This window comes from Flavobacterium sp. JLP (assembly GCF_015350755.1).
In the GTDB taxonomy this organism is placed as follows: Bacteria; Bacteroidota; Bacteroidia; order Flavobacteriales; family Flavobacteriaceae; genus Flavobacterium.
Map to the genome: position 1 here is coordinate 172849 of NZ_JADKPS010000006.1, position 17548 is coordinate 190396.

Here is a 17548-nt window from a genome sequence, read left to right on the forward strand (position 1 = left end):
TTAATTCGTATTAAAATTCAACATTAAAACCAAACGTTATTTGTCTAGGCGTTGGGTAACGTCCGTTATCGACACCAGACAGTAATGCGTCTTGGTTAAAAGAACCTACTTCAGGATCATAACCTGTGTATTTTGTAAACGTAAATAGGTTTTGTCCAGAAGCATAAAGTCTCAATCTTGATAATTTTAGTTTTGAAATCATATCAGATGGCAATGAATACCCTAAAGTGACATTTTGAATTCTCAAATAAGATCCGTCCTCAATATTGCGTGTTGATATCGCATTGTTGATATTATCATAAGTTGATGGTCTTGGCAAAGATGCATCTAGATTTGAAGGCGAATAAAAATCTGCTGCTTCCGTCAGATAGTTTGTTCCCAAGTTGCTGTTCATTGTTCCAGACAAACGAGTTAAATTCATTAACTTATTTCCAGCTGTTCCTTGAATAAAAATAGACAAATCGACATTTTTATATTTGAAATTATTTGTAAATCCATAAGTAAATTTAGGGTTTGGATTTCCAATGGCAACTAAATCTTTTAAGTCGATAATACCATCATTATTTTGATCTTTATAAATAACATCTCCTTTTTGAAAGCTTGGCAATAATGAATTGGTTCCGTTTTTCAAAACTACTTTAGTGCCTGTAGCATCTGAATGCCCATAAGTTAACAAATCATCATCTGTTCTATAAATTCCTAAAGCTTGGTAACCTATAAACGAACCAATTGGCAAACCTTCTTGGGTTCTTGAAACTGTTACTGTATTATAAGCAAGTGTATTCATTGTTTTTACAATGTTTAATCCTGCCATATTAGTAACTTCATTTTCGTATTTCGTAAAGTTTAAATTAGCATTCCAAGAAAAATTTTCTGTGAATTTCTCTGTGTATCCAAGTGTAATTTCAATACCTTTATTTTGCATGCTTCCAAGGTTAAAGTACGGCGGATTTACTCCTCCCTCGTAATCGCCACCACCAGAAAGGTAGTTTGGCAATGGCACTTGGTACAAGAAATTTTTTGAAACTTTTTTATACAAATCTACAGAAGCAGAAAGTTTAGATTTAAATAATGTAAAATCCAATCCAATGTTGGTTTGATCCTGAGTTTCCCATTTCAGATCTTTATTTGGCGTGTTCGATGGCAAATAAGAAGTTCCCATTGTACTGTTAACCAAATGCAGATTAGAATCATATAAATTATTACCAATTTGATTGTTTCCTGTTTGTCCCCAGCCAAATCTAAGTTTAATACCGTCAACATATTTTTTAGTGTCTTCCATAAAACTCTCATTCGAAAGTTTCCAAGAACCGCCAACTGAACTAAAAACGCCCCATTTATTTCCAACAAAGAATTTTGAAGATCCATCTGTTCTTACTGCAGCTGAAACGGAATATTTATCAGCATAATCGTAAACAACCCTTCCTAAATAAGAAGCTAAGGTTTGAGTTCCAGAATATACACCGCTGGTAACTGCTTTAGACAAATCTGAAGCGGCAAGCGATTTATCATTATTATCTTTATATCCGTAACCTGTTATAGAATAACCTTCCCAATGTGCTCTGTTAGATTCTTGCACAGCCAAAACTGTAAAATTATGTTTACCGATAGTATTTCTATAGGTAAGCATGTTTTTTAAGTTCCAAGAGTTACCGCTAGATGGTCTGTAATATAAATTCGCATAACTTTTTACTGCATTTCCTAAAGAATACATAGGATCAAATTGCTGTCCTAAATTGTCATATATATAACCACCAGCCTCAAAACGATAATCTAAACCTTTAAATAAATCAATTTGAGTATAGAAATTTCCAGAATAGTTTTTTCTTACTAATGTATTTGAACCTAGTAAAGAAGTAGCAACCGGATTTACAAATGAAGTCGCACCACCAGCAGGAGGTCCGGCGAAAGCACCTGATAATTCTCTAACTGCAACATCTGGTGTCGCTAATAATGAAGTAGCAACAACTCCGTTAAACTGGCCGTTTAATGTTAATTTTTCATCAGTAATAGCGCCACTGATATTAACACCTACTTTGATGAAGTTATTAACCTTTGCATCAATATTTGTTCTAAAATTATATCTCTTAAAACCAGATTCTATCACAATACCTTCTTGATTTAAGACACCGCCAGATACGTAATAATTTACGCCTTCTTTACCTCCAGAAAAAGACAATTGGTTTGAAGTCATAATTCCTGTTTCATAAATAGCATCTTGCCAGTCTGTTCCCTCTCCTAAAAGTTCAGGATGAGCAAATTCAGGACGTTTAGATGTAGGATCATAAACATCTGATAAAGCATTTTGATGTATTGCATATTGTTGCAAATTCATAGAATGCAATTTTTTAGGCAGATTACTTATTGAGTAAGAATTTTCGAAAGATAATTTCCCTGTACCTTTTTTACCAGATTTTGTAGTTACTATTACAACACCATTTGCACCGCGAGAACCATAAATTGCTGTTGCAGAGGCATCTTTTAAAATGTCAATCGATTCAATATCACTTGGGTTAATTAGTGATAAAGGGCTTTGTGTAATATTACCAGCATTAGAAAAATTAGAATTTCCTGATGCATTTCGTCCAGATGTAGATGAATTTCTTGCATCACCAGAAATTGGCACACCATCAATTACATACAAAGGTTCATTTGTTCCTGTTAAAGAAGAAACACCTCTAATTTTTACAGAAACGTTACTTCCTGGCTCACCAGAATTACTGCTTACGACAACTCCCGCAGCTTTACCCTGCATCATTTGGTCAAAAGAAACTACTTTTAAATTTTCAATATCTTTTGAGCTGATACTAGAAATCGCGCTGTTTACATCTTTTCTTTTTTGAGTTCCGTAACCAATTACAACTACATCTTTTAAGTCTTCAGCATTTGTTTTTAAAACTACATTTATAGTTTTTTTTCCTCCCACAGGTATTTTCTCTGTAATAAATCCAATAAATGTGAACACTAGAGTAGCATTTGCAGGAGCGTCAATTGTATATTTTCCGTCAAAATCAGTCGAAACAGTTGTTTTTGAACCTTCAATCGAAATATTCGCACCCGGAATAGAGAGTCCTCTTTCATCAGAGACTACTCCTGATACTTTTACTTGAGCAGCAATAAAATTACTAGTCAGCAACAAGAATAAGATCAAAGGAATTGCTCTGTGGTTAGCATTCCAATGAATAAAGTTAGTCATTAGTTTTTTCATAATAAATGTTTGGTTGGTTTAAATTTGTTTACTTATAATCAAGTAATAAAGGGTATTATTTATTTTCTAAATTATTTAACAAATCTATAACAGAACAAAACATTAAATCGATAGTATTATATCATTTAATGATAATATTTTTACTATATCATCTTAAAAAAACACATATGAAAATAAAATACATTAAAAATTACACATTTCGCAATATAACTCCCCTAAATCATCAAAAATTATAAATAAAAATTAATGAATTCACTAAAAATCAAACGATTTCGTTAAAAATAATATTTGTTTATGCAAAAAAAGTATCACTATAAGATTCTCTTTAATCCAGAAAAATCTTCTCTATATTGACTCGGAGTACAATTTTTAATAGCTTTAAAACTACGATTGAAGTTTGCAATATTATTAAAGCCTGATTTAAATGCAACTTCAGAAACACTCATATCTTTTTCTACAAGCCAGCGCGCCGCATATCCAATTCGGATGTCATTTATATAATTGACAAAAGTTTTACCGGTTCGTTTTTTAATAAATCTGTTAAATGAAATTATCGACATACTCGCCACATTCGCGACATCTTCTAAAGTGATTTTTTCTGCAAAATGTTTTTGCACATATTCATATACTAATTTCATTTTATCATAATCATCAAACGTATCATAATCTACTGTATAAGTCGAAAGCAATCGCTGATTTCTCGAATTTGCAAGATCATACAATAAGGAAGTGATTTCTAAAAAATAATCCATACCATCTAATTTAGAAAGCCTTACAAGTCTTGGAGTTAATTCTTCGGCTACTTTTTTAGAAAATAAAATTCCGTGAATAGAGCGATTAAACATATCTCGAATCGGGTTCATAATTCGTCTCGAAAGAAGAGATTCATGAAATAAATCATTATGAAACTGAATGGTAATCTCATGAATTTTTTTGCTTGTACATTTATTCAATTCCCAGCCATGGTATAAATTTGGCCCAATTAAAACCAATTCAACATTATCTATTTCTTCAATATTATCTCCAACAACACGCTTTACTCCTTTTCCATTTAAAATAAAATTAATTTCAAATTCTGGATGATAATGAACCGGAAAATCAAAACTATCTTTAACCCTGTCGAAAACCAAAAAACTGTCTCCAGCTGCAAGCGGTGCGATTTCTCTATAAAAATTTTTAGAACTGCTCATCTTATAAAAGTGTATTATGAAGTGATATTTAGATTTTTTATTTGCAATAATATGATATATAATTGATAAAATAATATTAAATACACGATAAACATCCGATTATCTTTGAAAAATAGAATTATCATTTTTACAAAAAGAATATTAATAATAAACATTAATCATTTTTAATACAATATCTTTTTAGAGTTTTAATAATTTTAGCGTAAAAACAGTACTGAATTACAGATCAGAAATTTTACATCAAAACACTGGCTTCTAACTTTGTGAATTTGCAGTTATGTGACTTAAAAACAATAAAAATCCTAATGAAAAAAAACATACTATCCCTCTTCATAACAGTATTTATAGGAACTTCATGTTCCTCTCAAGGTATTGTTGCTAATACTAATTTGTCATTATCAGATAAAAAAGCAACAGCTGAAACCGTTTCTCTTTATAAAAAACTAAACCAATTAACGCAAAAAGGATATTTATTTGGTCATCAGGATGATCTTGCATACGGCGTAAACTGGAAATATGAAAACGGCCGAAGCGATATAAAAGATGTTGTTGGCGATTATCCTGCAGTTTATGGCTGGGATATCGCAGGTTTAGAAAAAGATGACAAAAAAAATATCGATGGGATTCCGTTTGACAAAATGAAACAATATATCGAAGAAGCCAATGAGAGAGGCGGAATATGCACAATAAGCTGGCATTTTGATAATCCTGCAACCGGAAAAAATGCATGGGACAACACGCCAAATGCCATAAAAACGGTTTTGCTAGGCGGTCAAAATCACGCAAAATTCATTTCTTGGCTCGATAAAGCCTCAAATTATCTTCTTTCTTTAAAAGATAAAAAAGGAAAAAACATTCCGATTCTTTTCAGGCCTTATCACGAACTTACCGGAGGCTGGTTTTGGTGGGGAAAAGGAAATGCTACGCCAGAAGACTTTAAAGCTTTATGGAAATTTACTTTTGAATACCTTCAGAAAAAAGGTGTCCATAATTTAATATACATTTACAACACCAGCAGTTTCAACTCAAAAGAAGATTTTTTAGCCAATTATCCGGGTGATAATTTTGCCGATATTTTAAGTTTTGATTCGTATCAGAACAATGACGACAAAGAAGGCAAAAAATTTATTAATGAAGTGCAGAATCAACTTAAAATTTTAAACGAAATTGCCATAGAAAAACACAAGTTATTTGCTGTTGCAGAAGCAGGTTATGAGGCTGTTCCCGACCCAAAATGGTGGACAGGAACTTTGACCCAAGCAATTGGTGATTATAAAATATCTTATGTTCTGCTATGGAGAAACCATGGATGGCAGGAAAAAGAACAAAAAATGCATTATTACGCTCCATTTTCAGGCCAAGTGAGTGAAAAAGATTTTGTTGATTTTTATAATCTCGACAGAACATTATTTGAAAAAGACATTAAAAAAGTATTAAAATAATAACCAAACTAAATTAAAACCTTAAAAAAAACCCAATGCACGACAAAATTAGTTTAAAAGAAAAAATAGGTTATGGTCTTGGAGATGCTGCATCTTCGATGTTCTGGAAAATTTTCAGCATGTACCTTTTATTTTTCTATACCGATGTTTTCGGATTGGCACCTGCTGTTGTAGGAACCATGTTTTTAATTACTAGAATCTGGGATTCCTGCTTTGATCCGATCGTTGGAATTATTGCTGACCGAACAAAAAGCAAATGGGGAAAATTTAGACCTTATTTACTTTGGGTTGCCGTGCCTTTTGCCGTAATTGGAGTTTTAACTTTCTATACACCTGACTTTGACGAAAAAGGAAAAATAATTTATGCGTATGTAACCTATTCCTCCATGATGATGATTTATTCCTTAATCAATGTGCCGTATGCATCGCTTTTGGGCGTCATGTCATCTGACAGAAAAGAAAGAAATACGTTGTCATCATACCGAATGGTTTTCGCCTTCGGAGGAAGTTTATTGGCACTTTGGCTTATTGAACCTTTGGTAAATTACTTCGGCGGAAGCCTAAATTCTAAATCGGGCTGGTTAACCACAATTGCGGTTTTTGGAGTTATTACTACTGCTTTTTTCTGGGGCTGTTTTTTCTTTACAAAAGAAAGAGTAAAACCAATCTCTGATGAGCAGTCAAATTTAAAAGAAGATTTAAGAGACTTATTAAAAAATAAACCTTGGTGGATTTTACTGGGTGCTGGAATTGGCGCTTTGGTATTTAACTCGATCCGTGATGGTGCTGCAGTTTATTATTTTAAATATTTTGTAAGCAGCAGTATAAACTTTGATTTTTCGCTTTTCGGAACTGATTTTCACATGACGCCAACTTCAATTTATTTGGTTTTAGGCCAGGCCGCAAACATCATCGGGGTTATTATTGCCACGCCAATTGCAAATAAAATTGGCAAAAAGAAAACCTTTTTTGGTGCGATGGCATTAGCCGCAATTTTGAGCTTAATTTTCTATTTTTTCGGAAAAGAAGATATTTTCTTAATTCTGAGTTTTCAGGTTTTAATCAGCATTTGCGCGGGTTGTATTTTCCCTTTAATCTGGTCAATGTACGCTGACAGCGCGGATTATTCAGAATGGAAACAAGGAAGAAGAGCTACTGGATTAGTTTTCTCCGCTTCTTCTATGTCACAAAAATTTGGATGGACTATCGGAGGAGCTGGAGCCGGATGGCTTTTAGGATATTATGGTTTTCAAGCCAATGTCGAACAGACTGCTGTTGCGCAAAACGGAATTCAATTAATGCTAAGTATTCTCCCGGCCGCAGCCGCTTTAATATCAGTAATTTTTATCCTATTTTATCCCTTATCTGAAGAAAAACTTCAAGTAATTGAACAGGATTTAAATGAAAAAAGAGACCAGACAAATTAAAAAATATACAGATACAGAAATCGATGAATATGACAACAATAGCCACTTCAACTACATTTCAGGATAGAAAAGTAGCATTAGAGAAAGAACATAAAACACTGATAGAGCAAAAAAATGCTCCAGAAGAAAATGCTGGAAACGGTATCTATCAACGCTATAAAAACCCTGTAGTTACAGCATCTCATATCCCCTTAAACTGGCGTTTTGATTTGAACGAAAAAACAAATCCGTTTTTGCAGGAAAGAATTGGCATGAATGCCGCATTTAACGCTGGCGCAATGAAATGGAATGGAAAATACCTTCTTGCCGTTCGTGTTGAAGGAATTGACAGAAAGTCTTTTTTCGCTATTGCGGAAAGTCCAAACGGAGTTGACAACTTTAAGTTTTGGGAAAAGCCATGCGTAATTCCTCAAACCGAAGAACCGGACACAAATGTGTACGACATGCGTTTGATTAACCACGAAGATGGCTGGGTTTACGGAATTTTTTGTACAGAAAGAAAAGATCCAAAAGCTCCAAAAGGAGATACAAGTTCTGCCGTAGCCAATGCAGGAATTGTACGTTCTAAAGATTTAGTAAACTGGGAAAGACTTCCTGATTTAATTTCGAATACCGGACAACAGCGAAATGTCGTTTTGCATCCAGAATTTGTAAATGGCAAATATGCATTATATACACGTCCGCAAGATGGCTTTATCGATGTTGGTGCGGGCGGTGGTATTGGTTTAGGTTATGTTGAAGATATGACAAACCCAGTTGTAAAAGAGGAGAAAATCATTTTTGGCAAACAATATCATACGATTTACGAATTGAAAAATGGTCTTGGCCCTGCTCCTATTAAAACAGAGAAAGGCTGGCTGCACTTGGCACACGGAGTTCGTAATACTGCAGCAGGCTTACGTTATACCTTATATATGTTTATGACCGATTTGCATGACATTACAAAAGTAACTCACGTTCCTGCCGGACATTTTATGGGTCCAGAAGGCATTGAAAGAGTTGGCGATGTATCAAACGTTTTATTTTCTAACGGATGGATTGAAGATACTGACGGAACAGTTTATGTATACTACGCATCATCAGATACTCGAATGCATGTTGCCGTTTCATCTGTAGAAAAACTAATTGATTATGTTACAAATGCTCCTTCAGATACTTTTATTTCTGCAGGTTCTGTAAAAACAATCATCAGCCAGATTGAAAAAAATAACGCAATATAAATATCGTGTCAAAACTAAAGCAACTTAAATCTGAACTGTCAGCAGAACTTGATTCTATTTTAAAATATTGGTCAAAACATACTATTGACAATCAAAATGGAGGATTTATTGGCCAAATCGATTTCAATGAACATCTTATTGCAAATGCCGAAAAAGGTTCTGTTTTAAATGCACGAATTCTATGGTCTTTTTCAGCCAGTTATCAGATTACCAAAAATGAGGAACATAAAAAATTAGCAGAAAGAGCTTTTGACTTTCTTTCAAAATATTTTTACGATTCTGAATTGGGCGGTTTATTTTGGAGTATTAATGTTGACAAAACACCAAAAGACACTAAAAATCAAATTTATGCTTTAGCTTTTGCTATTTATGGATTATCTGAATATTATGCCATTTCTAAAGAGGAAAAAGCTTTAGACATAGCTATAAATTTGTATTTACAAATACAAAGACACAGTTACGATCCAGCAAATAAAGGATATCTCGAAGCTTTTTCTCGTGATTGGAAACTAATTAAAGATTTACGCTTAAGCGATAAAGACGCCAACGAAAAAAAAACCATGAACACGCATTTGCATATTGTAGAAGCATATGCAAATTTGTTTAAGGTTTGGAGAGATAACAAACTGCAAAGTGATATTATTGAGCTGCTTGAAACAATTGAAGAACATTTCATTAATACTGAAAACGGACATTTACGTTTGTTTTTTGATGAAGAATGGAACGAAAAACCAGACGTTATTTCATACGGACATGATATTGAAGCAGCTTGGCTTTTATTGCAATGCGCCGAAATTTCTGAAGATGAAAAGTTGATTGCCAATTATAAAAAACACGCCATTCAAATGGCAGAAGCTACACGAGAAGGTTTGGACAAAGACGGCGGTTTATGGTACGAATTAGATCCTAAAAACAATGAATTAATTGCCGAAAAACATTGGTGGGTTCAGGCCGAAGCTTTAATTGGTTTTTACAATGCTTATCAATTAACGAATGATGAAAAATTTTTAGACATTGTTTACAAAAATTGGAAGTTTATAAAAAAACACATTCTCGACAAACAAAACGGAGAATGGTTTTGGGGAATTTACAGTGATAATTCAATCATAAAAAAAGACAAAGCCGGTTTTTGGAAATGCCCATATCATAACAGCCGTGCTTGTTTAGAGCTTATTCAGAGAATTGAAAGAGATACTAAATAGCTCCTAAAAAAATAAACCATGACAAAATATTTTCTAAAAACACTCTCATTAGCTTTAATTTTCACTGCGATTTCTTGTCAAGCGCAGGAAAGAATTACAGTAAAAGGAACACAATTTTACAAAGGCGCCAAACCCTATTCGTACATTGGAACCAACTACTGGTACGGAAGTTTGCTGGCTTCTAAAAAAGTGGGCGACAGAAAAAGACTTTTGCGTGAACTAGATTTGATGCAGAAAAACGGAATCGATAATTTACGAATTTTAGTTGGCGGTGATGGCGGAAAATATGATTTTACGGTGCGCCCTGCACTGCAGTACGAACAAGGAAAATACGATGAAGATTTACTCGACGGATTGGATTTCCTGATCAATGAAATGCGCAAACGTAAAATGTACGCTGTTTTATATTTGACAAACAACTGGGAATGGTCTGGAGGGATGTCGCAATATCTAGAATGGAACGGCAAAGGTGCAATTCCGGTTCCGAATATTCCGCCGAATACTTGGCCCCAATTTATGTCGTATACAGCACAATTTCATAGCTGTGATCCTTGTATGAAAGCTTTAGAAAATCATGTAAAGTTTATTATGACCCGTACAAATGCTTATTCTAAAAAGAAATATAAAGAAGACAATACGATTATGGCGTGGCAAGTTGGGAACGAGCCGAGAACATTTACACCAGAAAACGAAGCTAAATTTACAGCTTGGCTAAATAATATTGTAAATTTAATGAACAGTTTAGACAAAAATCATTTGATTTCGACAGGTTCTGAAGGAAAAAACAGTTCAAACGACAGCATGGAAATCTTTGAAAGAACGCATCTGAATCCGAATATCGATTATCTTACGATGCACATCTGGCCAAAAAACTGGAATTGGTTCAAAGCAGATAATGCCGAAAAAATGCTACCTACAACCTTAGAAAACGCCGGAAAATATATTGATGATCATATTAAAGTGGCAAACAATTTAAAAAGACCAATTATTATTGAAGAATTTGGTCTTCCGAGGGAAAATGAAAGCTTAAATGCAGGAGCTTCTTCAATCTACAGAGATAAATTTTACAGTTATATTTTTGAAAGAGTTCTCGAAAGTCATAAAAATGGAGGTCCGTTGCAGGCAGCGAATTTCTGGGGATACGGCGGTGAAGGAAAAGCCGTTAATGAAACTGGAAAATGGAATCCAGGTGAACCACTTACAACAGATCCTCCGCAAGAACCACAAGGTTTGAATTCTGTTTTTAACGGCGACAAGTCTACTCTTAAAATCGTTAAGAAATACAATCTAGAATTGAAGAATTAAAAAATTATTCAACCCTATTTTCTGTAGAGACGCACAGCTGTGACGTCTTATGCGTAAATAATATACGCAGCGTAAACGACGCGTAGACGCACAGCTGTGCGTCTCTAAAAAAAACAAAAATTGATGAAAAAATCTCTAACAATATTGCTGTTTTTATTTTTCTTAAACATTTCTTTTTCTCAGAAGAAGCAGGATTTCACTGTAAAATCCCCAAACGGAAAAATTGAAGTAAAAATTAATGTTGATGATAAAATCAGCTGGACAATCTCGCATGAAAAAGATGTGATTTTAGCTCCATCAGAAATGTCTATGACTTTGGACGAAAATATTGTTTTAGGGAAAAATGCTGTTGTTTTAAATTCAAAAAAGGAAACTGTAAATACTTCATTTGAAACACCTTTATACAAAAAGAAATCAGTTCAAAACAATTACAATCAATTGACTTTAAACTTCAAAAATGATTTCAGCATTGAGTATCGCGTTTTTGATGATGGCGCTGCGTATCGTTTTATAACTAAAAAGAAAAAGGATATTACCGTTAAATCTGAAGAAGTGGTTTTAAACTTTGATCAGGATTACAATACTTTAATGCCTTATGTCCGCGATTTACGAAATCCGAAAGATCAGTTTATTTCTTCATTTGAATCGCATTATGAAAACAAGAAAATAAGTGAATTCAAAAAAGATACTTTAGCCTTTTTACCTTTTCTAATTGATTATAAAAACCATAAAAAAGCCGTTTTTCTAGAAGCAAATCTGGAAGATTACGCTGGATTGTTTGTAACCAATAATAAAAACAATTCTGGTTTTGAATCTCGATTTTCTAAATATCCGTTAAAGGAAACCAACGGTGGATTTAATTACCTCAACAAATTAATTACGGAAAGAGCAGATTATTTAGTAAAGACAAAAGGAATAAGAAGTTTTCCGTGGAGAGCGATTGTTATTTCTGAAAATGATTCGGATTTAGCGAATAATGATATGGTTCAAAAATTAGCTGAACCATCCAAAATAAAAGATGTTTCGTGGATAAAACCCGGAAAAGTAGCATGGGATTGGTGGAACGACTGGAACATTTATAACATTGATTTTAAAGCTGGAATTAATACACAGACTTATAAATATTATATTGACTTTGCATCTAAAAACAAGGTTGAATATGTGGTTTTAGACGAAGGCTGGAGCGTAGAAACCGATATTATGAAACACAATCCAAATGTTAATCTCGAAGCTTTAATCGCCTACGCGAAAGAAAAAAAAGTCGACATTATTTTGTGGAGTTCTTGGATGGCTTTAAACAACAATATTGACGGCGTTTTTGAAAATTACGCAAAACTCGGCATAAAAGGTTTTAAAGTTGATTTTATTGATCGTGATGATGCTAAAATGGTCAATTCGGTTTACGATATTGCTCAAAGAGCGGCGAATCATAAATTGATTATTGATTTTCACGGAATGTACAAACCAACCGGAATTCAGCGAACTTATCCAAACATTCTAAATTTTGAAGGTGTAAAAGGTTTAGAAAATAATAAATGGACACCAAATGACGATGTTCCGCTATACGACACAACTATTCCGTTTATAAGAATGATGGCCGGCCCAATGGATTATACGCCTGGCGCAATGAGAAATGCCACAAAAAGCGAATTCAAACCAAGTCACTCCAACCCAATGAGTCAGGGAACAAGATGTCATCAACTGGCACTTTACACCATTTTTGAAGCGCCTCTTCAAATGATGGCCGACAGTCCAACGGCTTACATGAAAGAGCAGGAAAGCACTGATTTTATTGCTAAAGTTCCCACCACTTTTGATGAAACCGTTTCATTAAATGGTGAAGTTGGTAACTACATTTCCATTGCCAGAAGAAAAGACAATACTTGGTATTTAGGCGTCATCACAAATTGGGATTCCAGAGATATTACTATCGATTTTTCTTTCCTTGAAAAAGGCAAAAAATTCCAAGCCGAGATTTTCTCAGACGGTTTAAATGCAGATAAAGCTGCAACTGATTATAAAAGAGAAACCGTAACCGTTGATTCGACAATGAAATTGAAATATCGTTTGGCAAGCGGTGGTGGATTGGCGATGATTATAAAATAAAAAGATATCCTCATTATAGAGGATATTTTTCTTCAATAATCGTTTTTATTATTTTTTCGACCCAAGATACATCTTCAAAATCTAATCGCATCATTCTAGTTTGAATTGATAATTTCTGTTTAATTAAAATTTCTTTTATAAAAGCCGTAAAGCAAGGAATTCCATCATTAGAATTAACTTGAATATACCATTTCTCTTTTTCTTCAACCTCGATATAACGGACTATAACCTTAAATCTAGCAATATCATCGCTATCAAAATAAGAAAAATAAAATGTTTGTATACAATTAAACAAATCATGGCTAGAACCAACCCATCCTTGTCTTAAATTAATTACTTTCTTCTTATTAAATGGTTTCTTATTATCATTCACAAAAAAAGTATGTATCACTTTTGTGTCTTTATACAAAATTAATTTATACTCTAAGTCTATACCAAAATGATCCTTACTAAAACCAATAAATAAATCAAAAACTTCAGGTTTATTGTTCTTTTCTAAATTTTTATTTTCAGGCTTAAAAATCTGAGAAGCAATAAAGAGATAATTAATTGGAGCTATAACATGACTAAACTTTGTTGGGTTATCCATCCTGTCATTTTGCCAATATGGTTTTCTAGAATAATAAGAATGTCTTTCATCAATATGTTTGTAACCTGTCGATTCATTACCATACGCCAATATCAATCCATTAGCTTGTGAAACACCTCTAATTGATAATTTATTCTCTCCTACATGTAAAAGGTTTAATCGCGAATACTTTGGATCTTTAGCTTTTTCTATTATATGAATTAGCTCCTCATCAGTAAATAAAATTTCATTCATAAAACTATATCTCTACTTGATTATCTAAAAAGATTATTTCAAGATAACTTCAATCGCATTCAATTCATCATTCGAAAACTCGGTATTCTGAAGACAATCAATATTATTACACAATTGCTTTACAGAACTAGCTCCAATTAAAACCGATGTAATTCGTTTGTCTTTTTGCAGCCAAGCCAAAGCCATTTGCGCCAAAGACTGATTTCTATTCTGAGCAATTTCATTCAGCTGCATTAATTTCTGAATGCGTTCTGCTGTAACCTCATCTTCTTTCAAATGTCCGTTCGGGTTATGCGCTCTTGAATTTTCTGGAATTCCGTTTAAATATTTATCTGTTAGAAGTCCTTGTGCCAAAGGCGAAAAAGCAATACAGCCCACTCCTTTTTCTTCTAAAACATCCAATAAACCATTTTCAACCCAACGCTCTAACATTGAATACTTCGCCTGATGAATCAAACATGGCGTTCCCAATTGTTTTAAAACATCAACCGCAACTCGAGTTTGCTCTGCCGAATAATTACTGATTCCGACATACAAAGCTTTTCCACTTCTTACGGCGTGATCTAATGCCATCATGGTTTCTTCAATCGGCGTTTCTGGATCTGGACGATGCGAATAGAAAATATCAACATAATCAACTTTCATTCTCTTTAAACTCTGATCTAAACTTGAAAGCAAATATTTACGAGAACCCCAATCGCCATAAGGTCCATCCCACATGGTGTAGCCAGCTTTTGTCGAAATAATGATTTCATCACGCAGGTTTCCCTGAAAATTATGCCACAATATTTTACCAAAATTAGTTTCTGCAGAACCTGGAACTGGTCCGTAGTTATTGGCTAAATCGTAGTGAGTAATACCTTTGTCAAAAGCTTCTACAGCAATACTTTCCGCATTATCAAAATTATCTACTGAACCAAAGTTGTGCCATAATCCTAAAGAAATCTCAGGTAATAATAACCCGCTTTTTCCGCATCTGTTATATTTCATTATTTTAATTTAAGGGTTGGAGTTTTTATAGGTTTTAAAGGTAGAAAAAAATACTAAGTTTTGCCACAAAGACACTAAGACAGAAAGATTTTTATCCAAAAATGAAATCGCCACGAATTCACGAATTTTAACAATTAATTCGTGAATTCGTGGCGAAATAAAACTTAGTGCCTTAGTGTCTTTGTGGCAAAACCTTTTAGTCTTTAATTTCAAAACCACCCTGTAAACCTTTATCAGAACTTCCTCCAACCATAATTTTAAAAGTTCCCGGTTCAACTAAATAATTTCCTTCGTTATCATAAAAACCAAGTTCTTTATCCGTTAAAGCAAACTTTACCGTTTTTGTTTCACCTTTTTTAAGACTTACCAATTCAAAACCTTTCAATTCTTTTGTTGGGCGAACGATACTTGCAAATTCATCATGAATGTACAACTGTACTACTTCTTTTCCATCATAATTTCCTGAGTTGGTTACTTCAACACTAACTTGGACATTTTCTCCTTTTGCAAAAGCGATTTTGCTCAATTTCAAGTTTTTATAATCGAATTTCGTGTAACTCAATCCAAAACCGAAAGGAAATTGAGGCGTTTTCTCCACATCCATATAATGCGACCAGAAAACATTTTTATCACTGTCAATTGGTCTTCCTGTGCTGTATTTGTTATAATAAATTGGCACTTGCCCTACATTTCTAGGAAACGACATTGGCAGTTTTCCACTTGGGTTATAATCGCCGTATAAAACCTGCGCAACTGCATTTCCGGTCTGAGTTCCCAAATGCCAGGCTTCTACAATTGCGGGAACATTTTCTGCTGCCCAAGGAATACTCAACGGACGACCATTATTCAGAACCAAAACCACATTTGGATTTACTTTGTAGATTTCTTCTAACAATTCCTGCTGTAAACCTGGAAGATTCAAATCTGTTCTACTTCTTCCCTCACCGCTCTGGAAACCGTATTCACCTAAAACCATTACGACAACATCGGCATTTTTTGCTGCAGTTTTGGCCGCTTCGAATCCGCTTTTATCTGTGGTATTGAAAACTGTTTCAGTTAAGAAAGTCGCTTTTTGTTTTAATAAATCAACTCCTTTTTCAAAAACCAGTTGATTGTCCTTATATTGCTGCATTCCTTCTAAAACTGAAACTGCAGTATTATCATCAGCCGCAATTCTCCAGCTTCCCAACGGACTGTTTTTATCATTTGCTAAAGCGCCAATCAAAGCGATTTTCTGTCCAGATTTTTTCAGCGGAAGCAAGTTCTTATCATTCTTTAACAAAACGATTGATTTTTTAGCTATATCCAAAACGCCTTCGTTGTTGGCTTTACTCCCCACAACTTCTTTTTCGCGTTTTTCATCACAATATCTGTACGGATCATCAAATAATCCTAACTCAAATTTTACTCGTAGAATTCTGCGAACAGCATCATCAACCAAAGCTTCTTTCACTTTTCCAGATTTGACCAAATCAACCAGTTTTGCCACATATAAATACGATTCCATATCCATATCAGAACCCGCAATTACAGCTTTTGCAGTTGCATCTGCTTCGTCTTTTGCGTAGCCATGCGCGATCATTTCACGAATCGAAGCATAATCAGAAATTACAAATCCGTCAAACTTCCATTTTCCTTTTAAAATATCTCTTTGCAGAAAAGCATTTCCAGTTGCTGGAACACCATTCAGGGTATTAAACGAGTTCATAAACGTACGAACTCCCGCTTGAACCGTAGCTTCAAAAGGAGGCAAAACGGAGTTGTACAATTTAGAATTGCTGATATCCACAATATTATATTCCAATCCAGCTTCAACATAACCGTAGGCTGCAAAATGTTTCGCACAAGCCGCAATTGTATTTACTTTTTGAAGATCTGCAACAGTTTCTCCCTGAAAACCTTTTACTCTTGCATACCCTACTTTACTTCCTAAATAAGGATCTTCTCCTGCACCTTCCATCACGCGTCCCCAACGCGCATCATTTGCAACATCTACGTTTGGTCCAAAAGTCCAGTTAATTCCAGATGCCGAAGCTTCATCCGCCGCAATTGCTGCCGATTTTTTTATGGCTTCCAAATCCCAGCTTGCCGCTTCTGCCAACGGAATCGGACTTAACGTTTTATAACCATGTATAACATCAAATCCAATTATTAACGGAATTCCCAATCTCGTTTCTTCTACCGCAATTTTCTGTACGGCACGAACTTCTTTCACGCCACGAACCGTCAGCATCGATCCGACTAATCCTTTTCGTAAATGTTCGTATTTTAATTCGGCCGTTCCGCCTTTTGGTGCTGGTCCCGTTACATCCCAAAAACCGTTGTATTGGTTCATCTGCCCCACTTTTTCCTCTAGCGTCATTAACGGCAAAAGCAAATCTATGCGCTGCTCAACAGTTTTATTTTTATCCAGATACGGCTTTTTTTGTGCATTCATATTTCCAATCGTAAAAAGGGCAAAAACCCCAATAGTTATTATTTTTTTATTTTTCATATGTGTGGTTTAGTTAGTTTTTTTAGATGCTATCCCGTCCCGAAGTTTCGGGATCGGGACTGAGATGCTGAGATTCTAAGGTTTCTTTGCGCGTGTCCCGCCGAAAAAGGCGGGCCGGGCTATTCGTTTCAAGTCCTCGCA

General features: G+C 34.4%; 11 protein-coding genes. 6 read left to right on the top strand and 5 right to left on the bottom strand.

Annotated features, from left to right (window positions below):
* Positions 1-10 precede the first annotated feature (10 nt).
* The gene (locus IRZ83_RS15085) at positions 11-3208 is read right to left on the bottom strand and encodes a SusC/RagA family TonB-linked outer membrane protein (RefSeq protein ID WP_194569998.1); all 3198 of its coding nucleotides are present in this window, start codon (positions 3206-3208) and stop codon (positions 11-13) included.
* Positions 3209-3519: 311 nt separating this feature from the next.
* Entirely contained in the window at positions 3520-4398 is an 879-nt protein-coding gene (locus IRZ83_RS15090) for an AraC family transcriptional regulator (protein ID WP_029272753.1), read from the bottom strand.
* 305 nt (positions 4399-4703) lie between these two features.
* On the opposite strand from IRZ83_RS15090, the gene IRZ83_RS15095 reads away from it, so the two are divergent.
* The 6 genes from IRZ83_RS15095 to IRZ83_RS15120 all read left to right on the top strand — a co-directional run bounded on the left by IRZ83_RS15095 (position 4704) and on the right by IRZ83_RS15120 (position 13100).
* Positions 4704-5840: a glycoside hydrolase family 26 protein gene (locus IRZ83_RS15095; RefSeq protein ID WP_194570000.1), complete on the top strand. Its 1137-nt coding sequence runs from the start codon at positions 4704-4706 to the stop codon at positions 5838-5840.
* A 35-nt stretch (positions 5841-5875) separates the two neighbouring features.
* Positions 5876-7267 carry an MFS transporter gene (locus IRZ83_RS15100; protein ID WP_194570002.1) on the top strand — a complete coding sequence of 464 codons (1392 nt, stop codon included), beginning with the start codon at positions 5876-5878 and terminating at the stop codon, positions 7265-7267.
* Between the two features lie 29 nt (positions 7268-7296).
* Positions 7297-8487, top strand: a complete 1191-nt coding sequence (locus IRZ83_RS15105) for a glycosidase (protein WP_029272749.1) — start codon at positions 7297-7299, stop codon at positions 8485-8487.
* 5 nt (positions 8488-8492) lie between these two features.
* On the top strand, positions 8493-9689 hold the full coding sequence (locus IRZ83_RS15110; protein WP_317174571.1) for an AGE family epimerase/isomerase: 1197 nt from the start codon (positions 8493-8495) through the stop codon (positions 9687-9689).
* A gap of 18 nt (positions 9690-9707) precedes the next feature.
* Positions 9708-10994 (top strand): glycoside hydrolase 5 family protein, encoded by a 1287-nt coding sequence (locus IRZ83_RS15115; RefSeq protein WP_194570004.1) that lies wholly within the window; start codon positions 9708-9710, stop codon positions 10992-10994.
* Positions 10995-11117: 123 nt separating this feature from the next.
* Entirely contained in the window at positions 11118-13100 is a 1983-nt protein-coding gene (locus IRZ83_RS15120) for a glycoside hydrolase family 97 protein (RefSeq protein ID WP_194570006.1), read from the top strand.
* Positions 13101-13113: 13 nt separating this feature from the next.
* On the opposite strand, the gene IRZ83_RS15125 is transcribed toward IRZ83_RS15120, so the two are convergent.
* The 3 genes from IRZ83_RS15125 to bglX form a co-directional block, all read right to left on the bottom strand.
* A complete protein-coding gene (locus IRZ83_RS15125) occupies positions 13114-13923 on the bottom strand; it encodes a hypothetical protein (protein WP_194570008.1) in 810 nt (269 codons plus the stop codon).
* Between the two features lie 33 nt (positions 13924-13956).
* On the bottom strand, positions 13957-14913 hold the full coding sequence (gene mgrA, locus IRZ83_RS15130) for an L-glyceraldehyde 3-phosphate reductase (RefSeq protein WP_194570010.1): 957 nt from the start codon (positions 14911-14913) through the stop codon (positions 13957-13959).
* 196 nt (positions 14914-15109) lie between these two features.
* On the bottom strand, positions 15110-17407 hold the full coding sequence (gene bglX / locus IRZ83_RS15135) for a beta-glucosidase BglX (RefSeq protein WP_194570012.1): 2298 nt from the start codon (positions 17405-17407) through the stop codon (positions 15110-15112).
* Positions 17408-17548 lie beyond the last annotated feature (141 nt).

Coding starts and splice junctions, on each gene's coding strand:
- IRZ83_RS15085 (WP_194569998.1), bottom strand. CDS start 3,208: ATGAAAAAACTAATGACTAACTTTATTCATTGGAATGCTAACCACAGA.
- IRZ83_RS15090 (WP_029272753.1), bottom strand. CDS start 4,398: ATGAGCAGTTCTAAAAATTTTTATAGAGAAATCGCACCGCTTGCAGCT.
- IRZ83_RS15095 (WP_194570000.1), top strand. CDS start 4,704: ATGAAAAAAAACATACTATCCCTCTTCATAACAGTATTTATAGGAACT.
- IRZ83_RS15100 (WP_194570002.1), top strand. CDS start 5,876: ATGCACGACAAAATTAGTTTAAAAGAAAAAATAGGTTATGGTCTTGGA.
- IRZ83_RS15105 (WP_029272749.1), top strand. CDS start 7,297: ATGACAACAATAGCCACTTCAACTACATTTCAGGATAGAAAAGTAGCA.
- IRZ83_RS15115 (WP_194570004.1), top strand. CDS start 9,708: ATGACAAAATATTTTCTAAAAACACTCTCATTAGCTTTAATTTTCACT.
- IRZ83_RS15120 (WP_194570006.1), top strand. CDS start 11,118: ATGAAAAAATCTCTAACAATATTGCTGTTTTTATTTTTCTTAAACATT.
- IRZ83_RS15125 (WP_194570008.1), bottom strand. CDS start 13,923: ATGAATGAAATTTTATTTACTGATGAGGAGCTAATTCATATAATAGAA.
- mgrA (WP_194570010.1), bottom strand. CDS start 14,913: ATGAAATATAACAGATGCGGAAAAAGCGGGTTATTATTACCTGAGATT.
- bglX (WP_194570012.1), bottom strand. CDS start 17,407: ATGAAAAATAAAAAAATAATAACTATTGGGGTTTTTGCCCTTTTTACG.